Annotated in this window: 17 protein-coding genes, 1 tRNA gene and 1 pseudogene; 2 read left to right on the forward strand and 17 right to left on the reverse strand. The window is 41.9% G+C overall.

What is annotated here, in order from left to right; genetic code table 11:
• Positions 1-345: 345 nt before the first annotated feature.
• The 5 genes and pseudogenes from IM509_RS06110 to IM509_RS06130 form a co-directional block, all read right to left on the reverse strand.
• Entirely contained in the window at positions 346-1,299 is a 954-nt protein-coding gene (locus IM509_RS06110) for an RpnC/YadD family protein (RefSeq protein WP_052277760.1), read from the reverse strand.
• Between the two features lie 129 nt (positions 1,300-1,428).
• A pseudogene (locus IM509_RS06115) lies at positions 1,429-1,893 on the reverse strand (DUF4351 domain-containing protein); the annotation flags it as partial.
• Positions 1,894-2,029: 136 nt separating this feature from the next.
• The gene (locus IM509_RS06120) at positions 2,030-3,520 is read right to left on the reverse strand and encodes an MFS transporter (protein WP_072923475.1); all 1,491 of its coding nucleotides are present in this window, start codon (positions 3,518-3,520) and stop codon (positions 2,030-2,032) included.
• Between the two features lie 22 nt (positions 3,521-3,542).
• Positions 3,543-4,325 (reverse strand): DNA repair protein RecO, encoded by a 783-nt coding sequence (gene recO / locus IM509_RS06125; RefSeq protein ID WP_052277758.1) that lies wholly within the window; start codon positions 4,323-4,325, stop codon positions 3,543-3,545.
• Between the two features lie 77 nt (positions 4,326-4,402).
• Positions 4,403-4,475 (reverse strand) — tRNA-Ala (locus tag IM509_RS06130).
• 77 nt (positions 4,476-4,552) lie between these two features.
• On the opposite strand from IM509_RS06130, the gene trhO reads away from it, so the two are divergent.
• Positions 4,553-5,365: an oxygen-dependent tRNA uridine(34) hydroxylase TrhO gene (trhO, locus tag IM509_RS06135; protein ID WP_052277757.1), complete on the forward strand. Its 813-nt coding sequence runs from the start codon at positions 4,553-4,555 to the stop codon at positions 5,363-5,365.
• Between the two features lie 48 nt (positions 5,366-5,413).
• On the opposite strand, the gene IM509_RS06140 is transcribed toward trhO, so the two are convergent.
• From IM509_RS06140 to IM509_RS06150, 3 genes are read right to left on the reverse strand one after another with little or no spacing between them, the layout of a single operon-like run.
• Positions 5,414-6,970, reverse strand: coding sequence for a protein kinase domain-containing protein (locus tag IM509_RS06140; protein WP_052277756.1), 1,557 nt, complete (start codon positions 6,968-6,970; stop codon positions 5,414-5,416).
• A gap of 57 nt (positions 6,971-7,027) precedes the next feature.
• A complete protein-coding gene (locus IM509_RS06145; protein WP_052277755.1) occupies positions 7,028-7,471 on the reverse strand; it encodes a polyhedral envelope domain-containing protein in 444 nt (147 codons plus the stop codon).
• A gap of 44 nt (positions 7,472-7,515) precedes the next feature.
• Positions 7,516-8,025 carry a coiled-coil domain-containing protein gene (locus IM509_RS06150; RefSeq protein ID WP_052277753.1) on the reverse strand — a complete coding sequence of 170 codons (510 nt, stop codon included), beginning with the start codon at positions 8,023-8,025 and terminating at the stop codon, positions 7,516-7,518.
• Positions 8,026-8,399: 374 nt separating this feature from the next.
• Here IM509_RS06150 and IM509_RS06155 point away from each other — a divergent pair, with 374 nt between their 5' ends.
• The gene (locus IM509_RS06155; protein ID WP_052277752.1) at positions 8,400-8,927 is read left to right on the forward strand and encodes a hypothetical protein; all 528 of its coding nucleotides are present in this window, start codon (positions 8,400-8,402) and stop codon (positions 8,925-8,927) included.
• Between the two features lie 41 nt (positions 8,928-8,968).
• On the opposite strand, the gene IM509_RS06160 is transcribed toward IM509_RS06155, so the two are convergent.
• The 9 genes from IM509_RS06160 to IM509_RS06200 all read right to left on the reverse strand — a co-directional run bounded on the left by IM509_RS06160 (position 8,969) and on the right by IM509_RS06200 (position 24,926).
• On the reverse strand, positions 8,969-9,748 hold the full coding sequence (locus IM509_RS06160; RefSeq protein WP_052277751.1) for a pentapeptide repeat-containing protein: 780 nt from the start codon (positions 9,746-9,748) through the stop codon (positions 8,969-8,971).
• A gap of 437 nt (positions 9,749-10,185) precedes the next feature.
• On the reverse strand, positions 10,186-13,284 hold the full coding sequence (locus IM509_RS06165; RefSeq protein ID WP_185237853.1) for an efflux RND transporter permease subunit: 3,099 nt from the start codon (positions 13,282-13,284) through the stop codon (positions 10,186-10,188).
• Between the two features lie 42 nt (positions 13,285-13,326).
• A complete protein-coding gene (locus tag IM509_RS06170) occupies positions 13,327-14,682 on the reverse strand; it encodes an efflux RND transporter periplasmic adaptor subunit (RefSeq protein ID WP_104397158.1) in 1,356 nt (451 codons plus the stop codon).
• A 60-nt stretch (positions 14,683-14,742) separates the two neighbouring features.
• Complete coding sequence (locus IM509_RS06175) at positions 14,743-16,044, reverse strand: MFS transporter (RefSeq protein ID WP_185237854.1); 1,302 nt, start codon at positions 16,042-16,044, stop codon at positions 14,743-14,745.
• 48 nt (positions 16,045-16,092) lie between these two features.
• Positions 16,093-17,724: an FAD-binding oxidoreductase gene (locus IM509_RS06180; RefSeq protein WP_072923472.1), complete on the reverse strand. Its 1,632-nt coding sequence runs from the start codon at positions 17,722-17,724 to the stop codon at positions 16,093-16,095.
• Positions 17,725-17,804: 80 nt separating this feature from the next.
• Entirely contained in the window at positions 17,805-18,410 is a 606-nt protein-coding gene (locus tag IM509_RS06185) for an isoprenylcysteine carboxyl methyltransferase family protein (protein WP_185237855.1), read from the reverse strand.
• A 12-nt stretch (positions 18,411-18,422) separates the two neighbouring features.
• Positions 18,423-19,598 (reverse strand): type III polyketide synthase, encoded by a 1,176-nt coding sequence (locus tag IM509_RS06190; RefSeq protein WP_052277747.1) that lies wholly within the window; start codon positions 19,596-19,598, stop codon positions 18,423-18,425.
• Between the two features lie 47 nt (positions 19,599-19,645).
• Positions 19,646-20,965: a flavin-containing monooxygenase gene (locus IM509_RS06195; RefSeq protein ID WP_185237856.1), complete on the reverse strand. Its 1,320-nt coding sequence runs from the start codon at positions 20,963-20,965 to the stop codon at positions 19,646-19,648.
• A gap of 28 nt (positions 20,966-20,993) precedes the next feature.
• Positions 20,994-24,926 (reverse strand): beta-ketoacyl synthase N-terminal-like domain-containing protein, encoded by a 3,933-nt coding sequence (locus tag IM509_RS06200; protein ID WP_287716710.1) that lies wholly within the window; start codon positions 24,924-24,926, stop codon positions 20,994-20,996.
• Positions 24,927-24,992 lie beyond the last annotated feature (66 nt).

Raw genomic sequence — 24,992 nt, forward strand, 5'->3', positions numbered from 1 at the left:
CCCTTATATAGAAAGGCATTTAGCGATTTTTGTTAATTGTTTTTTTCTAGAGCGAACTAATCAATTAAGTCTCTTGCCAGATAAGGATTTAGTCGATTTATGCCCCCCTATCGAACCATACCAAGTAACGAAGAACCACAAGACTTACGGTAAAAGTGGACATTAAATCAATAAAAGTGGACAAAAGTGGAGCGGGTTAGCTCACTCTTAGGGTGTGTTAGCATTAGCGTAACGCACCGTATAAGTCTGTATAATACGCTACAAATTTTTTCCAACAGGCGATCATCAGAAATCCAGAAAACGGGTTTCTCAAAGAAACCCGTTTTCTTGGGCGACAAACCAGAATTATTCAGGTTTGATTAACTGATTTAAATAGCCTTGAAAATCTGAGATTGAGTCAAGAGTAATCGCTTGTCTGTGGAGATTTTTTAGAAGAGAAGTGTCTTTAACTTGGCTAATCTCATCAACCAGTTCAGAAGGCACATTCTCAAAGCGAATCTCAAGGGCATCAATGACAGATTCTCGAGCTTTTTGAATCATCCCCTTTTCCATTCCCATTCTTTCAACACTGGTAATATAAGGCATTCTTTTTTCCTCCTCGTACTGATTTAATTCCTGTTGAAACTCTTGTTCTAATTCAGTGGGTAAGCTCATCAGCCAATCGATAAACTTAAAGAGGTTGATAATATCCTCTCGTTGATAACCCTGTTCGTACAACCGTTTAGTTAATGCTAATTTCGCTTCTTTGCGCTTTTTTCGGTTTTGCCGAGTTTCTAAAGCTTGGAGATGCGCCATCACGACTGTAGCAAAAGGATTGCGGCTGGCTGCTAAAGCTGACCACTGCTGCTTGAATTCTAGCAACTTGACGACCGGAAAGCGAAAACTCACTTGACAATCAAATAACTCACGCTCAAATTGATTGGGTCGCCAAGAAGCATTATCATCACCTAAAACTGCCAAACTCGCTACTGAACGCCTGTAACGATCATAAATGCGGTAGTAATAGACAAACATCCGTTCAGCAAAGTCAATTTCTCGCTGACCCTGGATTTCTATGTGGATTAAAACCCAGGTCTCTTCTCCCGCAAGACGATAAATTTTCACCAACTTATCGACGAGACGTTTGCCTAACTCAGCATCCCGCACCACTTGTTGAAGTTCTTTGTCGAGAAATTCAAAGCCTTGATTCCAATCAATACCCGCGTGAGCTTGAGGAAAAAAGAAGGAAACAAAGTCTTCAAAGTAGATTTCTAAGACATCTTTCCAAGGAGTATCAAAATCAGTATTTGGGTTAGTCATTTCAGTTATCAGTTATCAGTTCTCTTGAACCACCGAAGCAATTTTTGTGATATACTGTACTTACAATCGCAGAAAACGGGTTTCTTAAAGAAACCCGTTTTCTCCAAAAGGCGAACGCTAATGTCAAAGCTAGGCAGTTAAAGTATTTAACCAATTGATTAAATCTTCAACCGCAGAGAAGTCGAATAAAGCTTCTCCTAATGCTTCGACATCATCAATACTTAACTCCATAATTTTAGTTTCTAATGCAGGATTAATCTCCCCTAACTTGCGTTTAAGTTGACGAAGAATCAATGTCTTTTCACGTTCGATACCGCGTTCAATACCGCGTTCAATACCTTGTTCGATACCTTGTTCGATACCTTGTTCGATACCTTGACGCATCCAACTGGTGGTAATTTGCATAACTCCCTCCTGTACGGGTTAACTAAATGTGCTAATCTCTTCTTGAAATTGTATCTCTTCGACCGGATTTAGATTGAGATAAGTATCAATAAATCCAGAAATTAATTCCATTTTCGCCGCATCTAACCTTAAAGTGATTAACAAGCGCAGACATTCCGCCTTAACCTTAGCTCGCTCTTTGTCTGCAATAGGGTGATCCAGAAAACGGGTTTCTTCAAGAAACCCGTTTTCTATTCAATCTCCTGACTCCTAACTCCTGACTCCTAACTCCTAACTCCTAACTACTGATTACTGTTTACTGATAACTGATAACTGAAAAGTTCCGCTAATCTTTAGATAAATTGCGAGAAACATACCAAGTAAAACCGCCGCCGATAACTGCCATAACTGCTAAAGCTAATAATACCGGTCGGAGTCCGAATTGAGTTTCGGCGATACCCGCGACAGCTAAGGGTAAAGAGAGGGCAATATTAACGGCATTATTTTCTAAACCAAAGACTTTACCGCGCATTTCGGGGGGTGTATCTGCCTGTAGGGTAGTTTGCATGGGAACCCCGACTAAAGCGGCAAAAATCCCTAATAAAGCCGTCATAGCGAAGGCTAAAATTAAACTCTTTGTTGCTAGGGATAAACCGATTAAAGCTGCCGCCATACCCAGGGAACCCCAGAGACTTAATCGGGTGTGGGAGAATTTTTGACCCCAATAACCCAAAGTAATGGCACTAACTGCCATTCCCGCACCACAGGAGGCTAATAAAAAGCCAAATTGAGAGGCTTTTAACCCGGGTAGTTTTTCGGCCATACTGACAGCTAATACTGATAGAGCAGCAAAAATACAGAATAAGATGACTAATTGAATTAGAGCGTTACGAACTTTATGATTTTTGTTGAGGTAACGAATGCCGTCGCGGATATCTTCCCAAACATGGGGCTGTTCTGCGGTAGGAATAATATATTTTTCGCTAGTTCGCAGGATAATTAGAATTAAACCGGCAATTATATAAAAACCACCGACAATCATCACTTTTCCTAAGTCAAATTGTCCGGCTCTAGTGCCGAAAATGCTATCAGCAAAAGCTAATAGAGGTTCACCGATGGCAAAACCGATAATTAATACCGCCATGGTGGTTAAAGTGCTGAGGGAATTAGCGGGTAGAAGATGACGACGTTTTACTACTAATGCCAGGGTAGATTGTTCGGCAGGGGCAAAAAATTGGGTTAAGGTGGAGACAAGAAAAGTAATGACTAACAACAGGAAAAAACCGAAGGGTAAGTTAAATTCTCCCTGTAACCGGTAATGCCAATTTCTTAAACCGTCAGGCAACCAACCGAGGGGAACGGCTAAAGTTTGCTCGCGCACTAACCACAATAATAGGGGAATAACGAGGACAAAAGCCCCGCGTAAAAGGTTAGAAATAACTAAAACTTGTTTTTTTAACCATCTATCAACATATACACCCGCCACCGAACCCACTAACACCGCCGGAATTGTATTAGCAATCATTATCGCCGATACCCAGCCACTAATCGACTGATCGGCTTTTTGGTAATGGGTGGCAATTAGGGATATCATCAGGACTAAATAGAATTTATCCGCTAATTGGGAAAAAATTCCCCCCGCCCAGAGAATGAGAAAGCGCGGGTTTTTTAGCACTGGGGCAAAACCCTGACTGGGATTGGATTTGGGCGCACGTTTAGGCAAGCGGTTCATGGTTTCTGCGTCGGATTGCCTCGGTGAGGAATCGGAAGAATTAAAAACAGGAGTGGAGGAGGCGCTAGACGTAGCGTCGTCAGTTTCTGAGTCAAACAGTTGCATTATGATGATTTTTGCTATCTGTTTAAAATTCTAAGGGAGATAAACCCTCAACTAATGCCGAGGAGCGAAAAGTTTTTCCCAGATGATATTGAGTATAGCTGCGCAGCAGGCGATCGAGGTTAATCCAAGCTAGTTCTGAGGTAAGGTTTTCTTCTGGGGGAAAATCTGTTTTTCCTAGGCATTGCAGTAATTGCAGTTCTTGCAACGTCAGTTTACTATCGATTTTGGGCGGGTTGATTGTTTCTGTTAGGGCAGCTAGATCTATTATTCCCCCTGCCTCGAAACTAAATCCTAGGCAATTGTTCCCAATTAAAGCTTTTCCCGTCAACAGGCAGTTATGGACTTGCGGCACTAAGCCGGCAATTATTAAGAAATGAAAAATTGCTTGACAAAGGTAGGGAAGTATGTATTCATTCTCGTCGAGGACTTCAATTCTGGCCAGATGGCTGCAGATTAACTCGTATAATTCCCTCTGGGGTTGTTCGCTCAGTGCGATCGCCAAAACCAGTTCGCAGAGGTATTGACTAACGGTGAGTTTGGCGAGATTTTGACTTAATTTGGGATAAGATTCGATAGTTTCAGCTTGAACGACCTTATCTAGGGATTTTCCTGCGACTATTAACAGATTATTGACCACAAATAGTTCACTTCTACCCCGCAGGGAAGATTTATACTTGCGCGCACCGGGAGCGATGGCTCTAATTAAACCATATTCGGCGGTCAAAATAGTTAAGAGGCGATCGGCTTCTCCGAAGGCCATTCCTTGTAGATTGATTCCAGTAGCTTGATAGGTACGAGACATCATTTAATAATTAACTAGCTAATTGTCTCCCCAAGAAGACTTGAGCTAATCACCAAGCGCAGGGGAATCAGTCAGGACTATGGAGGTTAGCGGACTCGAACCGCTGACATCCTGCTTGCAAAGCAGGCGCTCTACCAACTGAGCTAAACCCCCGATCTGGTTTTTAGGACACTTTCGTTATCATAACCTATAGTGAAAAATATTACAAGTTAATTTTTCCCTTACTTGCCATGTCTTATCTAGTCGCCACTTTTTACCAGTTTGTGGCTTTGTCAGATTATCGTCAAAAACAGCCAGAAATACAAAAATACTGCCAAGAAAGAGGAATTAAAGGAACTATTCTGCTGGCAGCCGAGGGGATTAACGCAACGATCGCAGGGAACCGTCAAGCGATCGCCGAGGTGATTAGTTGGTTAAAAACCGATACTCGTTTAGCTAATCTAGAAGTGAAAGAGTCTGTTTGTGATTATTTGCCCTTTCAACGCTTAAAAATTCGCTTAAAAAAGGAAATTGTGACTTTTGGTCAAGCCAAGGCTAATCCTCTCGAAAAAACAGGAATTCATCTCAAAACTGAAGAGTGGAACCAATTGCTGAAAGAGCCGAACGTGGTAGTTATCGATACTCGTAATAATTATGAAGTGGCGATCGGTACTTTTGCGGGAGCGCTTAACCCAGAAATCCAGCATTTTCGCCAATTTCCTGAGTATATTCAGGAAAATTTTGATAGTATTAATGATAAAAAAATAGCTCTTTTTTGTACGGGAGGAATTCGCTGTGAAAAGGCGGCAGCTTTTTTATTAAATCAAGGCTTTTCTCAAGTTTATCAGCTAGAGGGAGGTATTTTGAAATACTTAGAAGAAGTTAGTGCCGATCAGAGTCTTTGGCAAGGAGAATGTTTTGTTTTTGATCAAAGAGTAGCACTAACAGCTAATCTAGAGGTAGGACATTATGAAATGTGTCCCGCTTGCGGTCATCCCATCGATGAACAAGATAAACAGTCCCCCAATTACCGAGCAGGAATATCTTGTCCCTATTGTAGTTAATCTTATCCTATCGTCCCGCTCTCATCTCCCTACTTTTCTAGTATCTGGTTACTTTTTCTTGCGGATTTGTGTACCAGAAATCATGTCATGAAGGGCGCGTTTTTTCTTTGTCCAGGCTGCCAGTAAAAAGCCCAAATATAAGGGAGCAGTGGAGAGATATTTTAGTAAGTAGCGGCGATTTGCTCTTGCAAAAGATATGCGTCTTCCTTCCCTATCGGTGACGGATAAATCAAAAAACATTTTACCAATAGTTGCTTTAAAAAGATATTCTAATAAAACATAATATAACCATTTAATAACTATTCCTAAACCAAGAGCAGTCAGGATAGCAATATGTTCGTGAGTAAAGTTAATTTTGGCTTGAATATTATAAACAATTGCCGCTACAAATAAAGCAAACCCGATAATTGTTGTTCCAGCTGCACTTAATCCCGCTGCATAGTAAACCCACATTTCTTTGGGAATATCAAAATCAAGATTTAAGTCTTGAAAAGTTGACCATTGTTGTAAGCGAAAACAGATATAACCACCTAATAAAGCGGCGATAATAAGAACGATAAAAGAATCAATTAAAGAGGCTTTGAAACGGAGCCAAAACCCAGCATAACTGGGAGAAATTGCAGCGATTAAAGAAATAAGTGCCGGATTGGGAATAGGAATAATTTTAGGTTTTTCAGGAGAAGAATTTTTAGTTTTTTTAGTTTTTTTAGTTTGATGGGGATTGGCTTTAATATCAGTAATAATTTTTAGCAAAGTTTTGGTATTTTTCGGTCGTTCAATAGGTTTTTCTGCCATTAAATTATCGATAAAATCTGCTAATCGAGAAGGGATATTTGGTGCATATTTACGCCAGTTAAATTCATTGGTATTAATGTTATAAATTTTTGGATCACTGGGTTCTTTACCGGTTAACAAAAAGACGAAAGTTTTGCCCAAAGCATAAAAGTCTGATTGGGGGACAGAGTGACCAAGAGATTGTTCAGGAGGAGCATATCCGGGGGTATAAATTCCTGTATTTTTACCTCCTGCTAGGACGGTTTTAGTCACCTGTCGCGCTGCCCCAAAATCAATTAAAACTAATTGACCATCGGGTTTTAAGATAATATTAGAAGGTTTGATATCACGATGATAGAATTTATGTTTATGAACTTCGTGAAGAATATTGGCTAACTGAGTTAACCAATCCAAAGCGAGATTATAATCAATCGGTTTAAATCCTCTTTGTTTTTGATATTCTTCTAAGTCAATACCAGCAATTTTCTCCATAACTAAACAGTGTAAAGCAGTTTGACTCTCCCGGGGATGATAAATAAAATAGTTTTCTCCTTTGGGAATACCGGGGTGATTTAATTGTTTTAAAAGATTGGCTTCCTGTTGAAATAAATCAATAGCTTTGCTAGAATCGTAGGTAAGAACTTTTAATACTTTGGGTATTTTACGTTCATCTATCACTTCATAGGTATTACCAAATCCACCTTTGGCACTCAATAAATTTGTGACTCGATATTTACCATTTAAAAGCAAGTCGGAACCACAGGATTGACAGTAACGACTCTCCGTGATACTTTTCGGTTTGGGACAATGAGGATTAATACAAAAACTCATGGATTTTATTGGTAGATTACAAAATAAACTTGATGATTAAAATATTCACCGATATATTTAAGGTTTATTGCCAAGAAAAAAGCCGCGCAATCCCAAAGTTACCACGGCACTTAAAAAAGCCACAACCATGGGGATAATCAGGGATTTAAACCCTTTCAAGTCAGCAATATCTTTAACTAAGATTGCATAATTATCTTCAACTTTTTCTAGTCGTTTATCCATTGTTTCGACTTTCTGATCAAGAGTTTTAATATCTCCTTTGATTTCTGTGACTTCCACCTTTAAATCATTAACATCTTTTTGGAGACTGTCAAATTTTTGATCCATATCTCTTTGGAGATTGTCGATTTTCTGATCCACATCTCTTTGCAGGGTGTCAAATTTTTGATTAACATCTCTTTGGAGAAAGTCAATTTTTTGATTAACCTCTTTAATGCTATCTTTAATTTCTTTCAGGACAGATTCAAGGGAATAGGTAACGGTTTCGCTAGTTTGTGTCATAATTAAAACCCTCTTACAGATAACTATTTTATTGAAATAAAAAATTAAGGTTTGTTGCCAAGAAAAAAGCCGCGCAATCCCAAAGTTACCACGGCACTTAAAAAAGCCACAACCATGGGGATAATCAGGGATTTAAACCCTTTCAAGTCAGCAATATCTTTAACTAGGATCGCATAACTATCTTCGACTTTTTCCAGTCGTTTATCCATTGTTTCGACTTTCTGATCAAGAGTTTTAATATCTCCTTTGATTTCTGTGACTTCCACCTTTAAATCATTAACATCTTTTTGGAGACTGTCAAATTTGTGATTAACATCTTTTTGGAGACTGTCAAATTTTTGATCCATATCTCTTTGGAGATTGTCGATTTTCTGATCCACATCTCTTTGCAGGGTGTCAAATTTTTGATCCACATCTCTCTGAAAGTAATCTATTTTCTGACCCATATCTCTTTGGAGAGAGTCAATTTTCTGATTAACCTCTTTAATACTATCTTTAATTTCTTTCAGGACAGATTCAAGGGAATAGGTAACGGTTTCGCTAGTTTGTGTCATAATTAACAACCTCTGGTCGATAGGGACAAATACAATTAGGTTATACTGAAAAAGTTTTTCGTTGGTGTGGGGTGTGGGGTTTTACCCATTTTCAGGGAAAAAGTCCCGGAATTTTCCCTCTGATCACTCCAATGGCTGGTACTTTTTGATTTGAAAAAAGCCTAAAGATATTATCCAACAAAGTTTTTAGATTTATTCAGCCAGCCCTAATTATTCCCCTATTGCCTATTGCTAGGGACTAAGGACGATTTCGCTACTGGAAAATTTCCATTGTGGCCAGAGAGCGGTTATGGTAATTTAAGAAAGCGATCGGGGAACTCTCACAGGGAAGATCCCGACCCTAGCCAGGGAGTGCCTGTTTAACCGTCTGTCCTATGTACAAGTCTATTACTGTTTTAACGCTGCTGACGGGAATTATCGCCGTTGATGTGGTTTTAGCTCAATCCACTGTTAATCTTCCTATTGCAGTTCAACAGGGAGAATCCTACGAGGGATTATTGACTAGAGCATCGCAATTAGCGGAGAAAACTATCATCAGTCGTTTTAATCAACAACAGGGTCTTAATAAAATTGATTTATTAATAACGGCCGAAAAATCAGGAGCGATCGCACCTTTGCTCTCGGTGAAGGTGTCCCGTCAAGATTGGTTTGGCCATCCCAATATTCAACGCTGGGGGAATGTTTTTCCCTTTGGCAAAGATCTCCTCGGTTTTAGCTCTCCCGCACCCGTCGTCACCCCGAAAAGTCCCCCCGCTGCCGTTAATCCCACACCATCTCCAGCACCATCTCCCGGCGCTACCACTCCTCCTCCTCCCCCTGCTTTACCCTTCGAGGATGAGCCGAATAATGCTCCCCCAATCCCCATTCCTAACCAAAGATTAACCACTCCAGCTAATCGTTAATCGATAGGAAAAGGAGGGGATTTCGGCCGATATATTGACTTTTAAGTGGCAAAACGAGGCTGAAACCAGTCTAGGGGAAAAATATCATCTTCTTGGACGATTTCTGTCCAACCGGTGACGCTCTCAAAACAAGTCCCCGTCAAGTTAGCACCCCTCAAGTCCGCTCCCTGTAGATTTACCTCTTGTAACCGCGCTCCCGCTAGATTAGCACCCCCTAAATTGGCCCCGCGTAAATCACTACCCGTCAGACGTGCCTCGCTAAAATTAGCCCTTTCTAAATTAGCCCCCTGAAAGTCCACCTCTTTAACAAAAGAGCCGCTAAAATTGGCTTCCCTTGCGGAAATCTGACGACATTTAGCCCCACTTAACCGCGCTTCCTGCAAATTGGCCCAATTGAGATTGACTTTATCTAGGGTTGCCTCCAAGAGATTAACTAAGTATAAATTCGCCCCGCATAAATTCGCCCCGCATAAATTCGCTCCCCGGAGATTAGCATGGGAAAGATCCGCCCCACTTAATCGCGCGTTACGCAGGTTTGCCTGTACCATAAAGGCCCCGGTGAGATTAGCTTTGGTTAAGTCCGCTTCCACTAATTGCGCTTGACTTAATTTGGCATAGGTTAAATTCGCCCAATTTAAACTCGCTCCCCGCAGATTTGATTTAGTCAGAAAAGAGCGACTCAAATTAGTTCCGCGCAAATTGGCCGCAGCAAAATTGACAGCGATTAGAGTCACTTGTTGTAGATCTAGACTCATCAAGTCAATGGCTAAAAAATCCCGCTCTCCTTGTTCGTAGAGTCTTAGTAACTGATTAACTTTCATCTCCCTTCTTCTACTTATAAGATGGTGGTTAAGAAGTAATCAACAAAAGCACCTAAAAACTTTGTCCGATAACTAACTCAGCTTTTAGATGAGAAATTTATCAGGCTCTCTTTTGAGTTTATGTAAAGTTTTTTGTCGATTTTTTAAGAGAAGATAACGCGAACAGCAAGTTAATTTTCATCATAGTTAAGTAGCTTGGCTAAAACAGTTGCACTGGTTTTTCCAATTCTACCCCAGTCCATCGGGTAATTAGTATCTAACACTACTCTTGTTAAAAAACTTATCTATTGTTTAAACTCGATTATATTTAACCCAGCCAATTATCCCTATTTTCTCGGATCAGGGCAGTGGAGCCGAGAGGACTTTCAGGGTATTTTTACTCAAATCAATAGAGACGTTGCCCAGCAACGTCTCTACAAAAGTGGTATTTAATCAAGCTACTCAGAAACAGACAGAGGGGAAACCTTTTGGGCTTGAGCGAGATAGTACCATCCCGACGGGACAAATACCAGTGCGCTTAAGGTGGTTCCGATCACCCCGATGGAAATACAGATAGCGAGGGGTTCCCAAAAAGCGCCGCCGTAGAGGAATAATGGCACAAATCCCGTCACGGTGGTTAAGGTAGTGGTAAGAATGTGACGGGTGGAAGCAATGACCACTTCCCGGATTGCCTTGCGTTGGCGTTGAAGATGGGGGGGTAAAGCTTGTAAAGCCGCTACCACGACAATAGAATCATTAACGGAAACCCCAACTAAGCCGATAGTGCCTAAAATGGACATGAATCCCAAGGGATATTCAAATAACCAGAGGGAAAATAAGGCTAGTCCAATTGAACTAATACCGACGACAGTAACTAGGGCAGCAAGACGGAAGGAGTTAAAAGAAAGAACAAGGGTTGATAGCATTAGAATCGCCAAGACTCCCACACTAGCAATTAGATTAGCCACAGCTGTATCTCTTTCTTCTTCCTCTCCGCCAAATTCGAGCCGATACCCTGCCGGAAGGGAAAATTTGCCCGATTCTAAGTTTTGGCGAAATTCGTCTAAAACCGTTGCAGCGATCGCATCAGCTTGAACATAGGCCTTCACCGTATTAATTCGCTTGCCATTTCGTCGAGGAATCGTGGCTAATTCGGGGAGAAAATCAAATTCTGCCACGGAGGAAAGGGAAATATTCGCCCGTTCAGCAGTGGCGGAATTACCGAGAATATTTAAAGAGGCAATTTGTGGCAGTTGCTCGCGATCGCGATTAGCGACTCGGACTCGTACGGGTAATTCTTCCGTTGCTTCTAAAATCGAGCCACCCACAGAACCTTCTAAAAGGTTATCCAATTGACTTGCGATCGCCGCATTATCCAAACCAATCAGTCGAGCTTTTTCTTCATTAATTTTTAAGGCTAACTTAGCTTGAATTTCACTTAAATCAGCAACAGAATAGGTTATTTCAGGTATTTTTGCCAGTTCTTCCCGTAAGGACTCGCCAATTTTCCTTAACATCTCCAATTCTGAGCCATAAACCCTAATTTCGATCGGGGCGCCCACCGGTGGACCCTGTTCTAGGGGGCTAACTAATACCCTTGCCATCGGTAGAGCTTGACTTAATTGTTTTTGTAAGGTTTCGATCAATTGGGGTTCATCAGAAACTTGCCGAAGTTGAATCAATGCTTGGGCAAAATTAGGAGAGTCTTTGATGCCATCGGAGAGATTATAGTAGAAGGGGGGAGCATTACGCCCTAAAAACCAGTGAACTTCCCCAATTTCTCGATGATCTAGCAGTATTTTTGCAGCTTGAGCCACTTTTACCTGAGTTACTTCTAGGTTTGTGGTGGGGGCTAGTTCGATTTCTAAGGTTAACTGATCTCGTTCTGCTGGGGGAAAGAATTCTTCTGGGAGAGTGCCAGCGACAACAAAGCCAGTAATTGGGATAATCAAGCCAATAACCAGACCTAATACGGGAAAATAGAGAATTAACTTCAAAATTTGGCGATACCAACCCGTTAGGAGCGGTAAATTAATTCCCGTATCCCACCAATGGGTTTTTGTCTGGTGCGAGCGATGAGTCAGTTGATATAAACGTAAACTGAGGACAGGAATAATCGTTAGGGACAAAATTAGAGAACTAACCAAGGCTAAGATCACTGTTTGGGCGATAGTACGCACGAATTCGCCAGTGCCTCCTTGCAAAAGAGCGATCGGCATAAAAGACAAAATCGTGGTTAGGGTAGAAGCTAAGAGGGGAATCCCTAACTGTTTAACGGTTTCAGCAACAATATGTTCGTGAGCTATTCCCGTCCGTAGTCCTTTTTGCAGTTCATCGACAATCACAATAGCGTTATCGATCAAAAGTCCCAAAGCAATAACAATTCCTGTCACCGACATTTGATGTAGGGGGATTTGCCAGAGATTCATACCGGCAAAGACCATCAGGATCGATAAAGGCAAGGATACACTCACCACCAAGGCGGACTGCCATCCCATCATCACAAAAGCTGTCCCCATGACACAGAGTAACCCTAGGATCATGTTGCTGAATAATCCATCGAGTCGGTTAGCCACATAACGATTTTGGGCAAAAATTATCTTGAGGCTCACACCTTGGGGGAGAGAAGGGCGAAACAGGTCTAACTTGGCCTGGGCTGCCGCTGTCCATTCGTCTATGCGTTGCCCCGATTCCATCATAGCGGCCACCACAATAGCCGGTTTACCGTTAATAATGGTTAGTTCTGGTGGTGGTTCTTGAATTCCCTTGGTAACTAGAGCGATATCTCCTAAACGGGTAAATTGTCCATCATTACTGTAACGAATCGGAATTGCTCGAATCCGAGAGAGTGATTCTAAACTGGTATCGACCTCCAATAATAAATTATTGCGATTACTGCGAAGTTGTCCGGCGGCGACCTTGGCATCACTGGTTTGAATTTGTTGGGCAACTTCGACGGCGGTTAGGCCCAGAGAGGATAATTTCACCGGATCGATTTCGACTAAAATTTCCTCGGCCGGAACCCCGACTAACTCGACCCTTTCGGTTCCCCAAAGGGCTTCTAATTCATCGAACAGTTCTTGGCCAAGTCGGCGTAAAATAGCGTAATTAGGAGCGGTATCTAGATCCCAAAGGATGGCAGTCAATAAACTAAAGGCTTTACTATATCCTTCTTCGTATAAGGGTCTTTGGGCTTCTGGGGGTAGTTGCGGGATGACATCGGTAATCCGATCGCGAATGCGTGACCAGACGGGATCCACATCAGTCACTTCATCTTTAAGTTCAATATTGACCGTGGAACGCCCTAATTCTGAGGAGGACTCAATCAGGCTAATTTCTTTGATGCTAGAGAGAGATTGTTCAATTTTTTCGGTCACTAGGGATTCGACCCGATAAGGACTGGCACCGGGTAAATTGGTGGTAATGGTGGCACCTCGATTAATTGTTTCGGGATCTTCCATGCGCGGCAAAATTTGAAAGGAAGACAATCCCCAGACAATAATCAGAATTAAGGTAAGAATTAGTAATCTAGGTTTACGTTCAAATAAGTTATTCATTGGAGATTATTAGGGATAATAAAGCTGATTAATGACCGCTGACTACCAAATTTCCACCATTTGCCCGGGTACAATGCGGTGAACCCCTTCGACGATCACCCGATCACCGGAGGTGAGCGTCCCGCGCACCAACAAGCGATCGCCTTGAATCGCTAGAACTTCTAAATCTTGGCGTTTGACGGTAAATTGTCGAGGATTATCGGGATTAGCTTCTCCTAGAACATAGGAAGACCATAATCCTCTCGTGCCTTGTACTAAAGCTTCTGTGGGCAACCAATAGCCCGATTGTGGAACTGATTGAGATAATTCTAGGCTGACCACTTGCCCCGGAATCAGGCCCTGAGTCTGATTTAAACTTAAAATAACCGTGGCGGTACGGGTAGTCGGATCAATTTGGGGCAAGGTTGAAGTGACTTGTCCTGTTACTATTTTGTTACCAATTTTTAAACGATGTTTACTCCCAATTGGTAAGTTTTCGGACTGGTCAATGGGAACCCCTATACGCGCTTCCAGTTTATTACTTTCCACTAAACGAACGATCGGATTACTTGCAGAAACAACAGTGCCAATATTGACGTGAAGGAGGGCAATAGTGCCATCGTAGGGGGCTTGAAGTTGGCTTTTTTCAATCTCTAATTTAATATTCTTCAGTTGGGCATCAAATTGGTCAATAACGGCTTTTTGCAGAGAAATCAATTCGGGACGAGTACCAGCTTTGAGTTCATCTAATTGACTTTGGGCTTCATCAATTCTCGCTTGTTGTGCATTAACATCTGTTTGCACTTCTTCGAGTTGTTCTCTAGTAATTGCCCCTTCTTGATACAATCCTAGCCGTCTTTGGTATTTAGATTGGGCTAAAGCTAATTGTTCCCTGAGATCTCGGACTTTTGCTTGGGCTGCAGCGATACTTTCTTTCCTGGAACCAGCTTGTAATTCTTGCAGTTTAGCCGTGGCTTGCGATCGCTGGGCGATGAGTTCTTGTTTTTGTGCTTCTAAATTGCGTGTATCTAGAGTAGCAATTAAAGTACCTCGGCGTACCTCTTGACCCTCTTGAACCAATAAACTAATTAATTGTCCCGAACGCTCAAATCCTAGTTCACTTGTCCGTTTAGCCACAATATTACCGGTATAACGGCGCGGTTCTTGGTGATGGGTGACAGGACTTAAAGTTAAGGTTCGCACCGGTAAGGCTGCCGTCTTGCTCTTATCAATTGCTAACGAAGCGGTTTCTTCTGAGGTGGTGGATTCAGAGGTGTCTTCTAAGAGGACATTACGCAGGGTAGGATAGGCAAAAACCGAGGTGGCCGCTAGGATACCAGTAATAATTAATCGCCAAGGCAATCGCAGTTTTTTGATGGCAGTTTCTTGCTGTTTAGTGACAGGATTGGGGGAAGTCATAATCTAGTTCCAAATGAGTAGGGTTTTGTCAAGAGTAATAACAGATTAGCGAGGAAAGAACTATTTTTTGATGGCATAAGGCCGTAGGACAAAAGCCGCTGCTAGGGATAATATACCGGCGGACAAAAAGGCAATTTGTACCCCCCAGGGGTTATCAGGAGTTTTCCCGAAAGAAAGGATTAATCCTGTTAGAAAAGACCCCGCACCTTGGCTAAATTGAATTAGGAGACCCCTAGTTCCAAAAAATATTGCTTCTCGTCCCATTCCCTGTTGCTCCGCATCTTGATCGATAATGTCCGATAACATGGCATTCGGCAGACTAAAAAAGCTGGCTAGGGCTAAATTAGCGATGATCGAAAGGATTAACCAGGGAATCAAAGAATCTTGCCACCAAAAGCGACCACAGGCCATGGCAATCATACCCAGGCCAACCCAGATTAAAGAACCTTGAAAAACCAGTTTTTTGCCATATTTTTGCGCTAAGGGTAGAACTAGGGTAAATCCAGCCAAGGCACTACCGACGATAATAGTATTAATCACGGCGGCAAAACTTACCTCTCGTTTGAGGAGAGCAATTACTAAAAAAGTCGGAATCACCGAGATAATACTAATCACCATCCACGCCAAGATCATGGTGATCATATAGATACAAAAAGTCCGATTGGTAAAAGCCGCCGTTAAGGTGGTTTTAAAGTTAGGATATTTCCCCTTAGAAGGACTATATTCTTCTTTTTCTAGCAAGGGCATAGCTAGAGTAATTAGCCCAATAAGACTAATAGCAATACCCATTCCCTGAAAGCCATAGCTATCAGTTAACCAAGGGGCAATAATCCCACCAATGGTGGCACCAACTAAACCAAAAATTCCGATTTGAGTTGATAATTTAACCCTTCCTTCTGGGCTTTTAGCGAGAGTGGGCAACCAGGCTAAATAGGGAACATGATAGGATGCCATACCCACATAAAACACCCAAAGCATGGTGACTAAATAAATGAAGTAAGTGGTTTGATTTAAGTTATTAGGGGGATTAAACAACAGGATAAAACCACCAATTAAAGGGACTAAACTGGCTAGTATAAATGGTCTTCTTTTGCCCCAAGGACTCCAAAAGCGATCGGAAAAATAACCGATCACTGGCTGCACAAAAGCTCCAGCAATACGGCTAATCATTATCGCTATTCCCACTAAAGCAGAGGGCAATAAAATGGATAAGTTATAGTCATTGGGAATGCCCGGGTCGTAGCGATAAATTAGCATGGTTAGAAGGGCATTATTAACGATAAAGTTACCAAACCAACCAGTGATATACGGAAGATAATCTATTCGGAGATGTTGCCATTTGCTAGAAGTGCTAGAAGTCATTAGAATTGGGGGAGAGATGGGCAGTTAGCAGTAGATTGTTAGGCTTATTTAAAGAAATTCGTAGCGACCGGGTGAGAGAATGTGATTGGGATCCAAGCTGTCTTTAATTTTCTGGATTAAGCAACTATAATCGTCTTGGGCTGCGGGTAAACTATTCATAGAGTGGGTACTAAGACGGTAGGGATAATAACCTTGATTGATCAATTCTGCCAACATTTCATCGTGACAATTTAAGGCTTTTTGGTCTTCGCCTTCTAGCAATCGATCATAAAAAATGGCAGCATTGATGTTAATATTGCGCTCGGTAACACAGTTAATGCCGATATTGGGTTCATAACCATATTTTTGAGCGATGCTGCTGATAATATTGAGAGCATTTCTGAGATGATTTCCCAGAAAAGGAACAGCGGGAACACACCAAATCATGCCACAGGCATCCAGGTCTAAATTCAACCTATCGGTGGGGGGCGTTTTTTTGCGCCAATAGGCCATCTTCAGCACTTTTTCGGTAATCATTCCTCGTTGGGGATTTTTGTGATAAATTAAATCCACCTTATCCTTAATTTCCACCCCTGTAAATACTTTAAAAATGGGACTCATTTTACTGGCCATTTTAAACTTATTTTCATCAAAAAACATAAGTTTATTGACAATTCCTTTCAAGGCTTTTTCAATTAGTTTTCTTTCAACTTTTCCCTGTTCTGGTGAAGCCGAATATAAAGCGCCTTCTCCTATCCAAACACCGCCACCCCATTGATGACTTAATTGTTCTAATAAATCGGGGGGTAAAGGAGTTTTTTCTTGGCATTCCTGCCAGGGATATTGTTGTTGAATAGACAACATTCGGTAGTTATTATTGATGTGGAAGGTGGTTTTAATTACCCCTGCCATTTTCAGTTGACGTAGTTTGTCGATCAATAACTCTAATTTATTTTCTTGATCGATGCTATAGAAAAAAGCCTGAAAATATTCAGGATAGGGGGTTAACCAAAAAGTCATTTTGGTGACGATTCCCAGGTTAGATTGGGTAAAAATTCCATCAAAATAAGGACCGACTCCCCAACGATTGACCGCCCCTATTTGGGAGTTTTCAAAGCGATTAAATCCCGTATGAACACATTCACCGGTGGGCAAAACTACTTCCATTCCACAGACATGATTAAAGCGATCGCCCAAAGGTCCTTTGGCTTCACCTCGTTCGAGAATATTGCCAATAATACTAGAATCAGGAGTCGAACCAGTGACACTCATTAATAATTTATTGCCATTTTTCTGCAAAAAATCGTAGAGTTGTCGCTGAGTAACACCCGCTTCAATAGTTACATAAGCTAGGGTTTCATTATAATCCAAAATCTGATTTAATCGACTCAAATCAATTAAAACCGAACCAGTGCGGCTAGGAACTCGCGAACCATAACCCCAATTTTTACCCGTACTAATAGGATAGACAGGGGTTTGATAGCGATTAGCAATTTTTAGAGATTCTTGGACTTCTTGACGATTACCTGGGCGAATAATTGCCGGGATTTTAGCATGGGTTTCGTAGGTAGCGGTCTCGGCTTCTAGGCGTTTTTTGTTATCGGTGCTGACATATTCGGAGCCTAATAAATTTTCCCATTCTTGTAGAGCGTTAGTTAAATTGTCGCTAATAATATTTTCGGAAACAATTAGAGAGTCCATAGTATTTTTTTTCTCCTTGAAATTCAGGTATGAGGGGTAATTAAAGGGCCGTAGGGAACCGGCCCTGCTATCCGTGGCAATTAACTTTTAAGCGGTTGCTGTTTGCGAGAGAAAATTGCGCTAAAACTAGGAATAAAACGGGGAGTATTGGCGAAAACTGCTTTATAATTGGTGTCTTGACTCAAAGCTTCTTCTTCAGCCGGAATGCGTTGGATTAATAACCAAGCATTCAGGAGACTAAAGACTATAGATGTCAGATAAGCGGTATGAAACAAGGGAACCACCGCTAATTCCGTGATCATGGCCCACCAGTTAGGATGACGGATATATTGATAAATGCCATTGTCGATCACGGGTGTCTGAGGAACCGTGACCACCTGATGAATCCAGCGATCGCCCAAGGCTTCAATGGAGGCATAGCGGAGCTTTTGAGCTAAAAAAGTAGTAATTAGGGAAAATAAAGCCAATGCTGGAATAAAAGGTCGATCGAGCAGATAAACTTCCCCGATCATGCAAAGCATCCAGCTAGATTGGAAAATCTTGACGAATCCCACATAATTAGAACTATGCAGTTTGCCACCTTCCGCTAAGACTTTGGCCATATTCTGTTTACTCAGACGAGTAACGCGCACTCGTTGGACAATAATGTAACTAATCAGGGCAATGAAAACTATTTGGCTTAACATCCTTAAATATCCTTAGAATTGAACTAAAATGGCTTCTTGAGCAAATCCAGGCCCCATGGAAATTATTAATCCGTAGGAACCCGTGGGAGGATGGGGACGGGAGAGGGTTTCATCGAGAATGCAGAGGATAGTAGCAGAGGCAATATTGCCAATTTCTGCCAAAATATCCCAACTAACCTGTAAAACATCCGGTTCTAACTGAAATTCTTCAACTATTGCATCGAGAATCTTTGGACCCCCCGGATGCACCATCCAACAGACAATTTCCTCGAGGGAAACTCCTGTTTTTTCCAGTAAAGATGTCACCGCTTTTCTCACCCCACCCTTGACGTAATCAGAGACTTCTGGGCGAAGAATTTGGCGAAAACCGTAGTCTGTTAAAGGTAATGCCATTAAATGCTCTGTGTGGGGCATTAACAGCGATTGAGTGCCGATAATCTTCAGTTTTGCTTTACCTTGCTTGACTAAGGGATGTTCATCTCCCGCTAAGAGAACCGTGCCGACTCCATCGCCAAATAAAGCCGCTACCACAAGGGTCATAATGATATTGCTATATTGAGACGGATCTTCGGGTAATTGTCCCAATAATCCCGTTAAATCGCCATGAATTGACCCTTGCCAAAGGCCAGAGGAGGGATCGGTGGTAAACAAAATCGCTGCTTCGGTGGGATGTCCTTGCAGATAATCGTTTACTCTGGCTAATCCTTGGGCGCCTCCCAAACAGCCGACACCCGATAACGCTTGCCGCTTGATATCGAGGGAAAAATCTAGACGATTGAGGAGTAAACTTTCTAGGGAAGGAACGGAAGGAAGAACAGTAACGGAGGTAACTAGGGAGATTTCTTTGGGAGAAAGAGCGGCTTTTTTGAGCAAATTAGTTACTGTCGATGTTACTAAATCCATAGTTAGATCGACCATTTGACGAACGGTTTGGGCGAGTCCGGGAGGATTATCGGCATCGAATTCATCTAGGGGAATAGTGAAGTATCGCCCTTGAATTTTGACATTACTGAAAAAACGATGAATTTGTTCTAAATCAAAAAAGGTTTGTTCCTGGAAGTCGAGTTGATTTTCTCGGCAATAATCTTGAAGAAGATTAGCACAATGATTTCTGATATTGACTTCTAGAACTTCTTGGGGATAGTAATGTTCTGGAAAACCAGTAGCTGTCTCAATAATGTAGGGCATTGGAGTTAAGATAGAGGGATTTCAGGGGGTTAATTATGGTGGGAGATTTAAGCCAGTAATCGGCGAGCTAATCCTTGGGCTTGGCGTATATAACCCAATTTGTCAATCACTAAGGAGTGAGTACCGCTATGGTGTTTATTGTCGGCGCTTAAATTGGAACTAATTTGACGTTTTAGCTTTTCAAATTTATAGACAAACCGGGATTTTTTATCCTGAGCTTGTAGATAAGCGGCCACTAAATTACTTTGTTCTTCAAATACTCGCCAGTGGGTGCCAGTGGGATGAACCATTCCGATGACAAACAGGTTATTTTCCTCTGGGTGAAAAACATTCATATAGAGGTTAGGCTGGGTGGTTCCTTCTTGCCAATTTAAATCAGATTTGTCAATAAAAGAAAATTCAATTTTGTAACCAGTGGCGTAGATAATCAGATCAATTTCTTCTGTACTGCCATCGGCAAAAATAACTTTCTTTCCGTCTAATTGTTGAATATTAGGCTTATGGGTGACATCTCCATGCACATAATAACGATAGATTTGTTGGTCACTGTTGGGAATAATTAGACCGTTACTTTTACAGTCTGTAGGAATATTGAGTTTTTTGAGATTAACTCCTTGTAAGAATAGAGCTATTGGTGATAATAAAGCCATCATTTTCATGTGTTCTTGGGCTGGAATTAGATTCATGATTGGCGTGTTAATCATCACCCATTCTGGGGGCAAACCGAACAAAAATTTCGGCATACAGAGAAAGCCACGACGGGTACTATGGAAAGTTTTACTGCCATTGATAGCCGCTTCGACGACTAAATCCATGGCTGATTGTCCCGCTCCAACTACTAGGACTTTTTTAGCATTTAGTTGAGCGGGATTATCATAATCTTTTGAATGGATAATTTCCCCGTCAAAATGCCCAGAAAATTGAGGAATATTCGGTTTACTATGATAACCACTAGCGATTAAAACTCCTCGGTATCGTCTGGTTTCTTGGTTGCTAAGGGTGACATCCCAAAAGTTACCCACCTTTTTTACTTTCTCCACGCTGAGATTAAATTCCATGAAATCATAGAGATTGAAATGAGCGGCATAATTGCGAAGATATTCATAGACTAACCGATGATTGGGATAATCTGGGTAATCTTTTGGCATGGGAAAATCGGAAAAAGGTTGTGTGGTTTTATGACCAATCAGATGTGTATTTTTATACATTGGACTATCGGGACGATCATAAATCCAAATACCCCCAACATCCTGGGCAGATTCGATAACATTAAAGGGAATTTTGGCTTTGCTTAAGGCTCTAGCCGCCGCTAATCCTGCGGCACCAGCCCCAATAATACAGTATTGCTCTTTGTAATCTAAAGTCATGATTTTTCTCCCTTGAATAGTTGGTTGATTAGGCAGTCATTTGTTCAGGAAACTCTCGTAAACTTTGGCCAATTATTTTCATAATTTTCTCCGTATGTTGATTGATAAAGAAATGTCCTCCCGGTAAGGTATGCAGGACAAAATCTTGATTGGTTTGCAGTTGCCATTGTTGTAATTGATCGGCAGAAACCTTGGCATCGTTGTGGCCTCCAAAAACGGTAATAGGACAATTTAAGGGTTGACCTTGTTGATAAGAATAGGTCTCTAGGAGTTTGAAATCTGCTCGTAAAATTGGCAAAAAAGCCGCCATTAAATCGGGATTTTTGAGGAGAGTTTCTGGGGTTCCTTGAAAATGACCTAAAGCTGTTAAAAATTGCTCATCTCCCAGACGATGAATGGGTAAATCAGGATTGACAATTTGAGGCGCTCGAAATCCAGACATAAATAAATGTTGGGGTAGATTTTGCCGAGTTTTAGCCAATTCTCTGGTTAATTCAAAACTGATTAAAGAACCCATGCTATGACCAAAAAAAGCATAAGGTTGGTCTAAATAGGGAGTCAGAATCGGAATGAGACGATTAATCAGGGATTTTAGCGATGTAATCGCAGTTTCCTGAAGACGCGTTTCGCGTCCGGGTAGTTGAATCGCCCACAATTCCACTTGCTTGGGGCAGTAATTCAGCCAATTTTGGAATAGGGAGGCACCCCCACCGGCGTAGGGAAAACAAAATAGACGAATGTGGGCGTTAGGATTAGCTTGTTTGCGAATTAGCCAAAGTTTCGGATCATTAGAGATATTTTCGGCTTTAGTCGTCTTGATTGGTTTTTTCTGTTTTGAGGGGAGAGGAGTTTTGTGGCTAGTTGCAGGTTGGGAATTTTGGGTGATTAAGTTGAATATTTGCGGTAAAAACTGCTCAATACTCAATCCCGCTAGGTATTCCACGGGAACAATAATTTTTAAATCCTCCTCTAGTTGACGTCGTAATTGACTGGACATGAGAGAATCTAAGCCTAAACTAGAGAGCGGTTGCTTGGTATGTAGCTTGACCACGGATAAACCAGTAATCTGTTCTAAAACACCGATAATGTAGGTTTCTAGTTGTTTAAGCTGTTTCTCTGCGGGTGTGGCCAACAAAGAGTCAAGGGTAATTAGATGACCAGAAGATGATGCAGTGGTGGTTTTGACAACTTCTGGCGGTTGCGGCGGTGTTTCTAGGAGATATTTCGACAATTTAGGCAATAATTGCGCTTCTTCTGGGGTCAAGTCGCCTGTTTTTAGCCAATAACTACTTCTTTCAAAGGTGTAGGTCGGTAAGATACAGGGTTTACTGTCTTGATTGGCCGTTATCTCTTGCCAATTCAGGGCGAATCCCCGCAGATAAAGCTGACTGACACTCTCGAGGATCTGTTGTCGGTCAGAGGTTTGACGACGCAAACTGGGCAACCAAAGACAAGAATAATTTTTATCCAGTAGGCTGCCCATGCCCGATAAAACGGGATGGGAGCCGCATTCGACAAATAGCTCATAACCGTTGTCCAGTAAGGTTTTTATCCCATCGGCAAAGCGAACAGAAGACCGGAGATGACGACACCAATAATCGGGAGTAGTGACCTCAAAATTGACTAACTTGCCATTAAGGTTAGAAATTAAGGCTCGTTGGGGGGGATGATAGGTGATAGTTTCAGCAATTTGTCGGAACTCGTCTAAAATCTCCTCCATCAGAGGGGAATGAAAGGCTTGAGAGACATTTAACCGGGTAATTTTCAGATTTTTGACCTGAAGCTGTTTTACCAGGGTTTCTATGGTCTCTGCAGCACCGGACAGGACAATATTATCCTGACCATTAATAGCGGCAATAGCGACCTGAGATTGATAGGGGGCAATTAAGGGAATAATTTCAGCTTCACTAGCCGAGATAACGACCATTGAACCACTTTTTCCCACAGAATCCATCAATTTAGCCCGATAGAAGACTAATTTTAAGGCATCTTCTAAACTAAAGACTCCAGCAACACAGGCGGCCACATATTCCCCTAAACTATGACCCATAACCCCATGGGGGGCAATTCCCCAGGATTCCCAGAGTTTAAAAAGGGCGTATTCGAGAGCAAATAGGGCAGGTTGGCTGTAAAAAGTTTGATTGAGATGATTTTCTTGGTCAATAATCTCCGTTAGGCAATAGTCGCCATATTGACGGAGAATCTGATCACAGCGATCGAGTGTTTGACGAAATAGAGGATAGGATTGGTATAGTTCCCTTCCCATACCGGGGTATTGAGAACCCTGTCCTGGAAATAGAAAGGCAATTTTTGCCCGATTTTTGCCACTAAATTCACTTTTTTGGCGAAAAGAACTCGGTTCACCCTGAACAAAAGCGGTTAATTTTTCTTGAAGTTGGCAGTGACTAGAGACAACACAGGTGAAACGATGGGGTAATTGGGAGCGACTGCGATTGCTAGTAGCACAAATGGAGCTTAAAGCAATATTTTTCGCATTTTCTAGGTAATTTGCGTATTTTTGGGCTAGTTTGATTAAAGCCGATTCGGTCTTGGCTGAGAGGGTGAACAGATAGGGCGATGAATCAGGTGCCGCAGTCGTTTGAGGTTCGTAAGGGTATTCTTCGAGAATAATATGGGCATTAGTGCCATTTAAGCCAAAAGAACTAACTCCAGCTAAACGAGCAGAATTTTCACTAACCCATTCACGGTTTTTAGTCGGAACTTTCAGCGGCTGATTTTCCCAGTCTAGATGGGGTGTCGGTTGCTGGAAGTGGAGATGGGGGGCAATTTGTCGATGTTGCAAGCATAAAATCACTTTCATCAGTCCGGCAATACCAGCGGCCGCTTCTAGATGGCCGATATTGGTTTTGACGGAACCAACCCAAACCGGTTGGGGATTTTTAGCAAAAACTGTCGATAATGCACCTAATTCAATGGGATCGCCCAAAGAAGTGCCAGTTCCATGGGCTTCAATATAGCTAATATCCTCTGGCTTGACCTGAGCATTTTTTAAAGCTTGACGAATCAATTGTTCTTGACTAAGTTGATTGGGAACTGTTAAACCGCTACTCGTACCGCCATGGTTAACGGCCGAACCTTTAATTAGTCCTAAAATCAAGTTATTATCCCGAATAGCCGCAGATAAAGACTTTAAAACTATAATACCGCCGCCTTCTCCCCGCACATAGCCATTTGCTGTTCTATCAAAGGTTTTACAACGACCGTCAGGAGACAACATCTGGGCGCGGGATTCCATGATAGTAACGAAGGGGGTTAACATTAGGTTGACTCCCCCGGCTAGGGCAACTTCACACTCGTTATTGCGTAAACTTTGGCAAGCTAAATGAACAGCGACTAAAGAGGAGGCACAAGCAGTATCAACCGTTAAAGTTGGGCCATGAAATCCAAAAAGATAGGATAAACGTCCCGAAGCTACACTTTTAGCATTTCCCGTTCCCGTATAGGCATCAATCAGAGCGGGATGATGGCTAAAATGGGAGTAATCTTGAGTCATCATGCCGATAAATACCCCTGTTTGACTTCCTCGCCGATTTAAGGGTGATATTCCCGCATTTTCCAGAGCTTCCCAGGCTAGTTCCAGCAGTAATCGCTGTTGCGGATCCATTTGTGCCACCTCCCGGGGAGAAAGACCAAAAAAATCAGCGTCAAATTGATCTATCGGTTGATTTAAGAAGCCACCGTGACGGGTATAGACTTTTCCCCTTGCATCGGGCTTAGGATCGTAATAATTGTCAATATTCCAGCGTTGCGGCGGAATTTCGCTGATGGCATCGGTTCCTGATTGCAATAATTCCCAAAAAGTTTCCGGTGAATTAGCTCCCTGGGGAAAGCGACAGGACATACCAATAATTGCAATTGGTTCATTCTTAGCTTTTTCTAGGGTATGTAGCTTAGTTTTTAAGACCTTAATTTGATTTAAGGCATCTTTTATTAAGCTCATTTGATCAGTTTTGGCAGGTATTTGTGTCATGGTAAACAGGTTATTTAGATAGGGTTTGAGGTCTGC

Source organism: Microcystis sp. M31BS1, from assembly GCF_020245285.1.
Classification (GTDB): domain Bacteria; phylum Cyanobacteriota; class Cyanobacteriia; order Cyanobacteriales; family Microcystaceae; genus Microcystis; species Microcystis panniformis.

Coding starts and splice junctions, on each gene's coding strand:
- IM509_RS06175 (WP_185237854.1), bottom strand. CDS start 16,044: ATGACTTCTAGCACTTCTAGCAAATGGCAACATCTCCGAATAGATTAT.
- IM509_RS06200 (WP_287716710.1), bottom strand. CDS start 24,926: ATGAGCTTAATAAAAGATGCCTTAAATCAAATTAAGGTCTTAAAAACT.
- IM509_RS06170 (WP_104397158.1), bottom strand. CDS start 14,682: ATGACTTCCCCCAATCCTGTCACTAAACAGCAAGAAACTGCCATCAAA.
- IM509_RS06110 (WP_052277760.1), bottom strand. CDS start 1,299: ATGACTAACCCAAATACTGATTTTGATACTCCTTGGAAAGATGTCTTA.
- IM509_RS06150 (WP_052277753.1), bottom strand. CDS start 8,025: ATGACACAAACTAGCGAAACCGTTACCTATTCCCTTGAATCTGTCCTG.
- IM509_RS06155 (WP_052277752.1), top strand. CDS start 8,400: ATGTACAAGTCTATTACTGTTTTAACGCTGCTGACGGGAATTATCGCC.
- IM509_RS06145 (WP_052277755.1), bottom strand. CDS start 7,471: ATGACACAAACTAGCGAAACCGTTACCTATTCCCTTGAATCTGTCCTG.
- IM509_RS06120 (WP_072923475.1), bottom strand. CDS start 3,520: ATGCAACTGTTTGACTCAGAAACTGACGACGCTACGTCTAGCGCCTCC.
- IM509_RS06180 (WP_072923472.1), bottom strand. CDS start 17,724: ATGGACTCTCTAATTGTTTCCGAAAATATTATTAGCGACAATTTAACT.
- IM509_RS06195 (WP_185237856.1), bottom strand. CDS start 20,965: ATGACTTTAGATTACAAAGAGCAATACTGTATTATTGGGGCTGGTGCC.
- IM509_RS06160 (WP_052277751.1), bottom strand. CDS start 9,748: ATGAAAGTTAATCAGTTACTAAGACTCTACGAACAAGGAGAGCGGGAT.
- recO (WP_052277758.1), bottom strand. CDS start 4,325: ATGATGTCTCGTACCTATCAAGCTACTGGAATCAATCTACAAGGAATG.
- IM509_RS06185 (WP_185237855.1), bottom strand. CDS start 18,410: ATGTTAAGCCAAATAGTTTTCATTGCCCTGATTAGTTACATTATTGTC.
- IM509_RS06140 (WP_052277756.1), bottom strand. CDS start 6,970: ATGAGTTTTTGTATTAATCCTCATTGTCCCAAACCGAAAAGTATCACG.
- IM509_RS06165 (WP_185237853.1), bottom strand. CDS start 13,284: ATGAATAACTTATTTGAACGTAAACCTAGATTACTAATTCTTACCTTA.
- trhO (WP_052277757.1), top strand. CDS start 4,553: ATGTCTTATCTAGTCGCCACTTTTTACCAGTTTGTGGCTTTGTCAGAT.
- IM509_RS06190 (WP_052277747.1), bottom strand. CDS start 19,598: ATGCCCTACATTATTGAGACAGCTACTGGTTTTCCAGAACATTACTAT.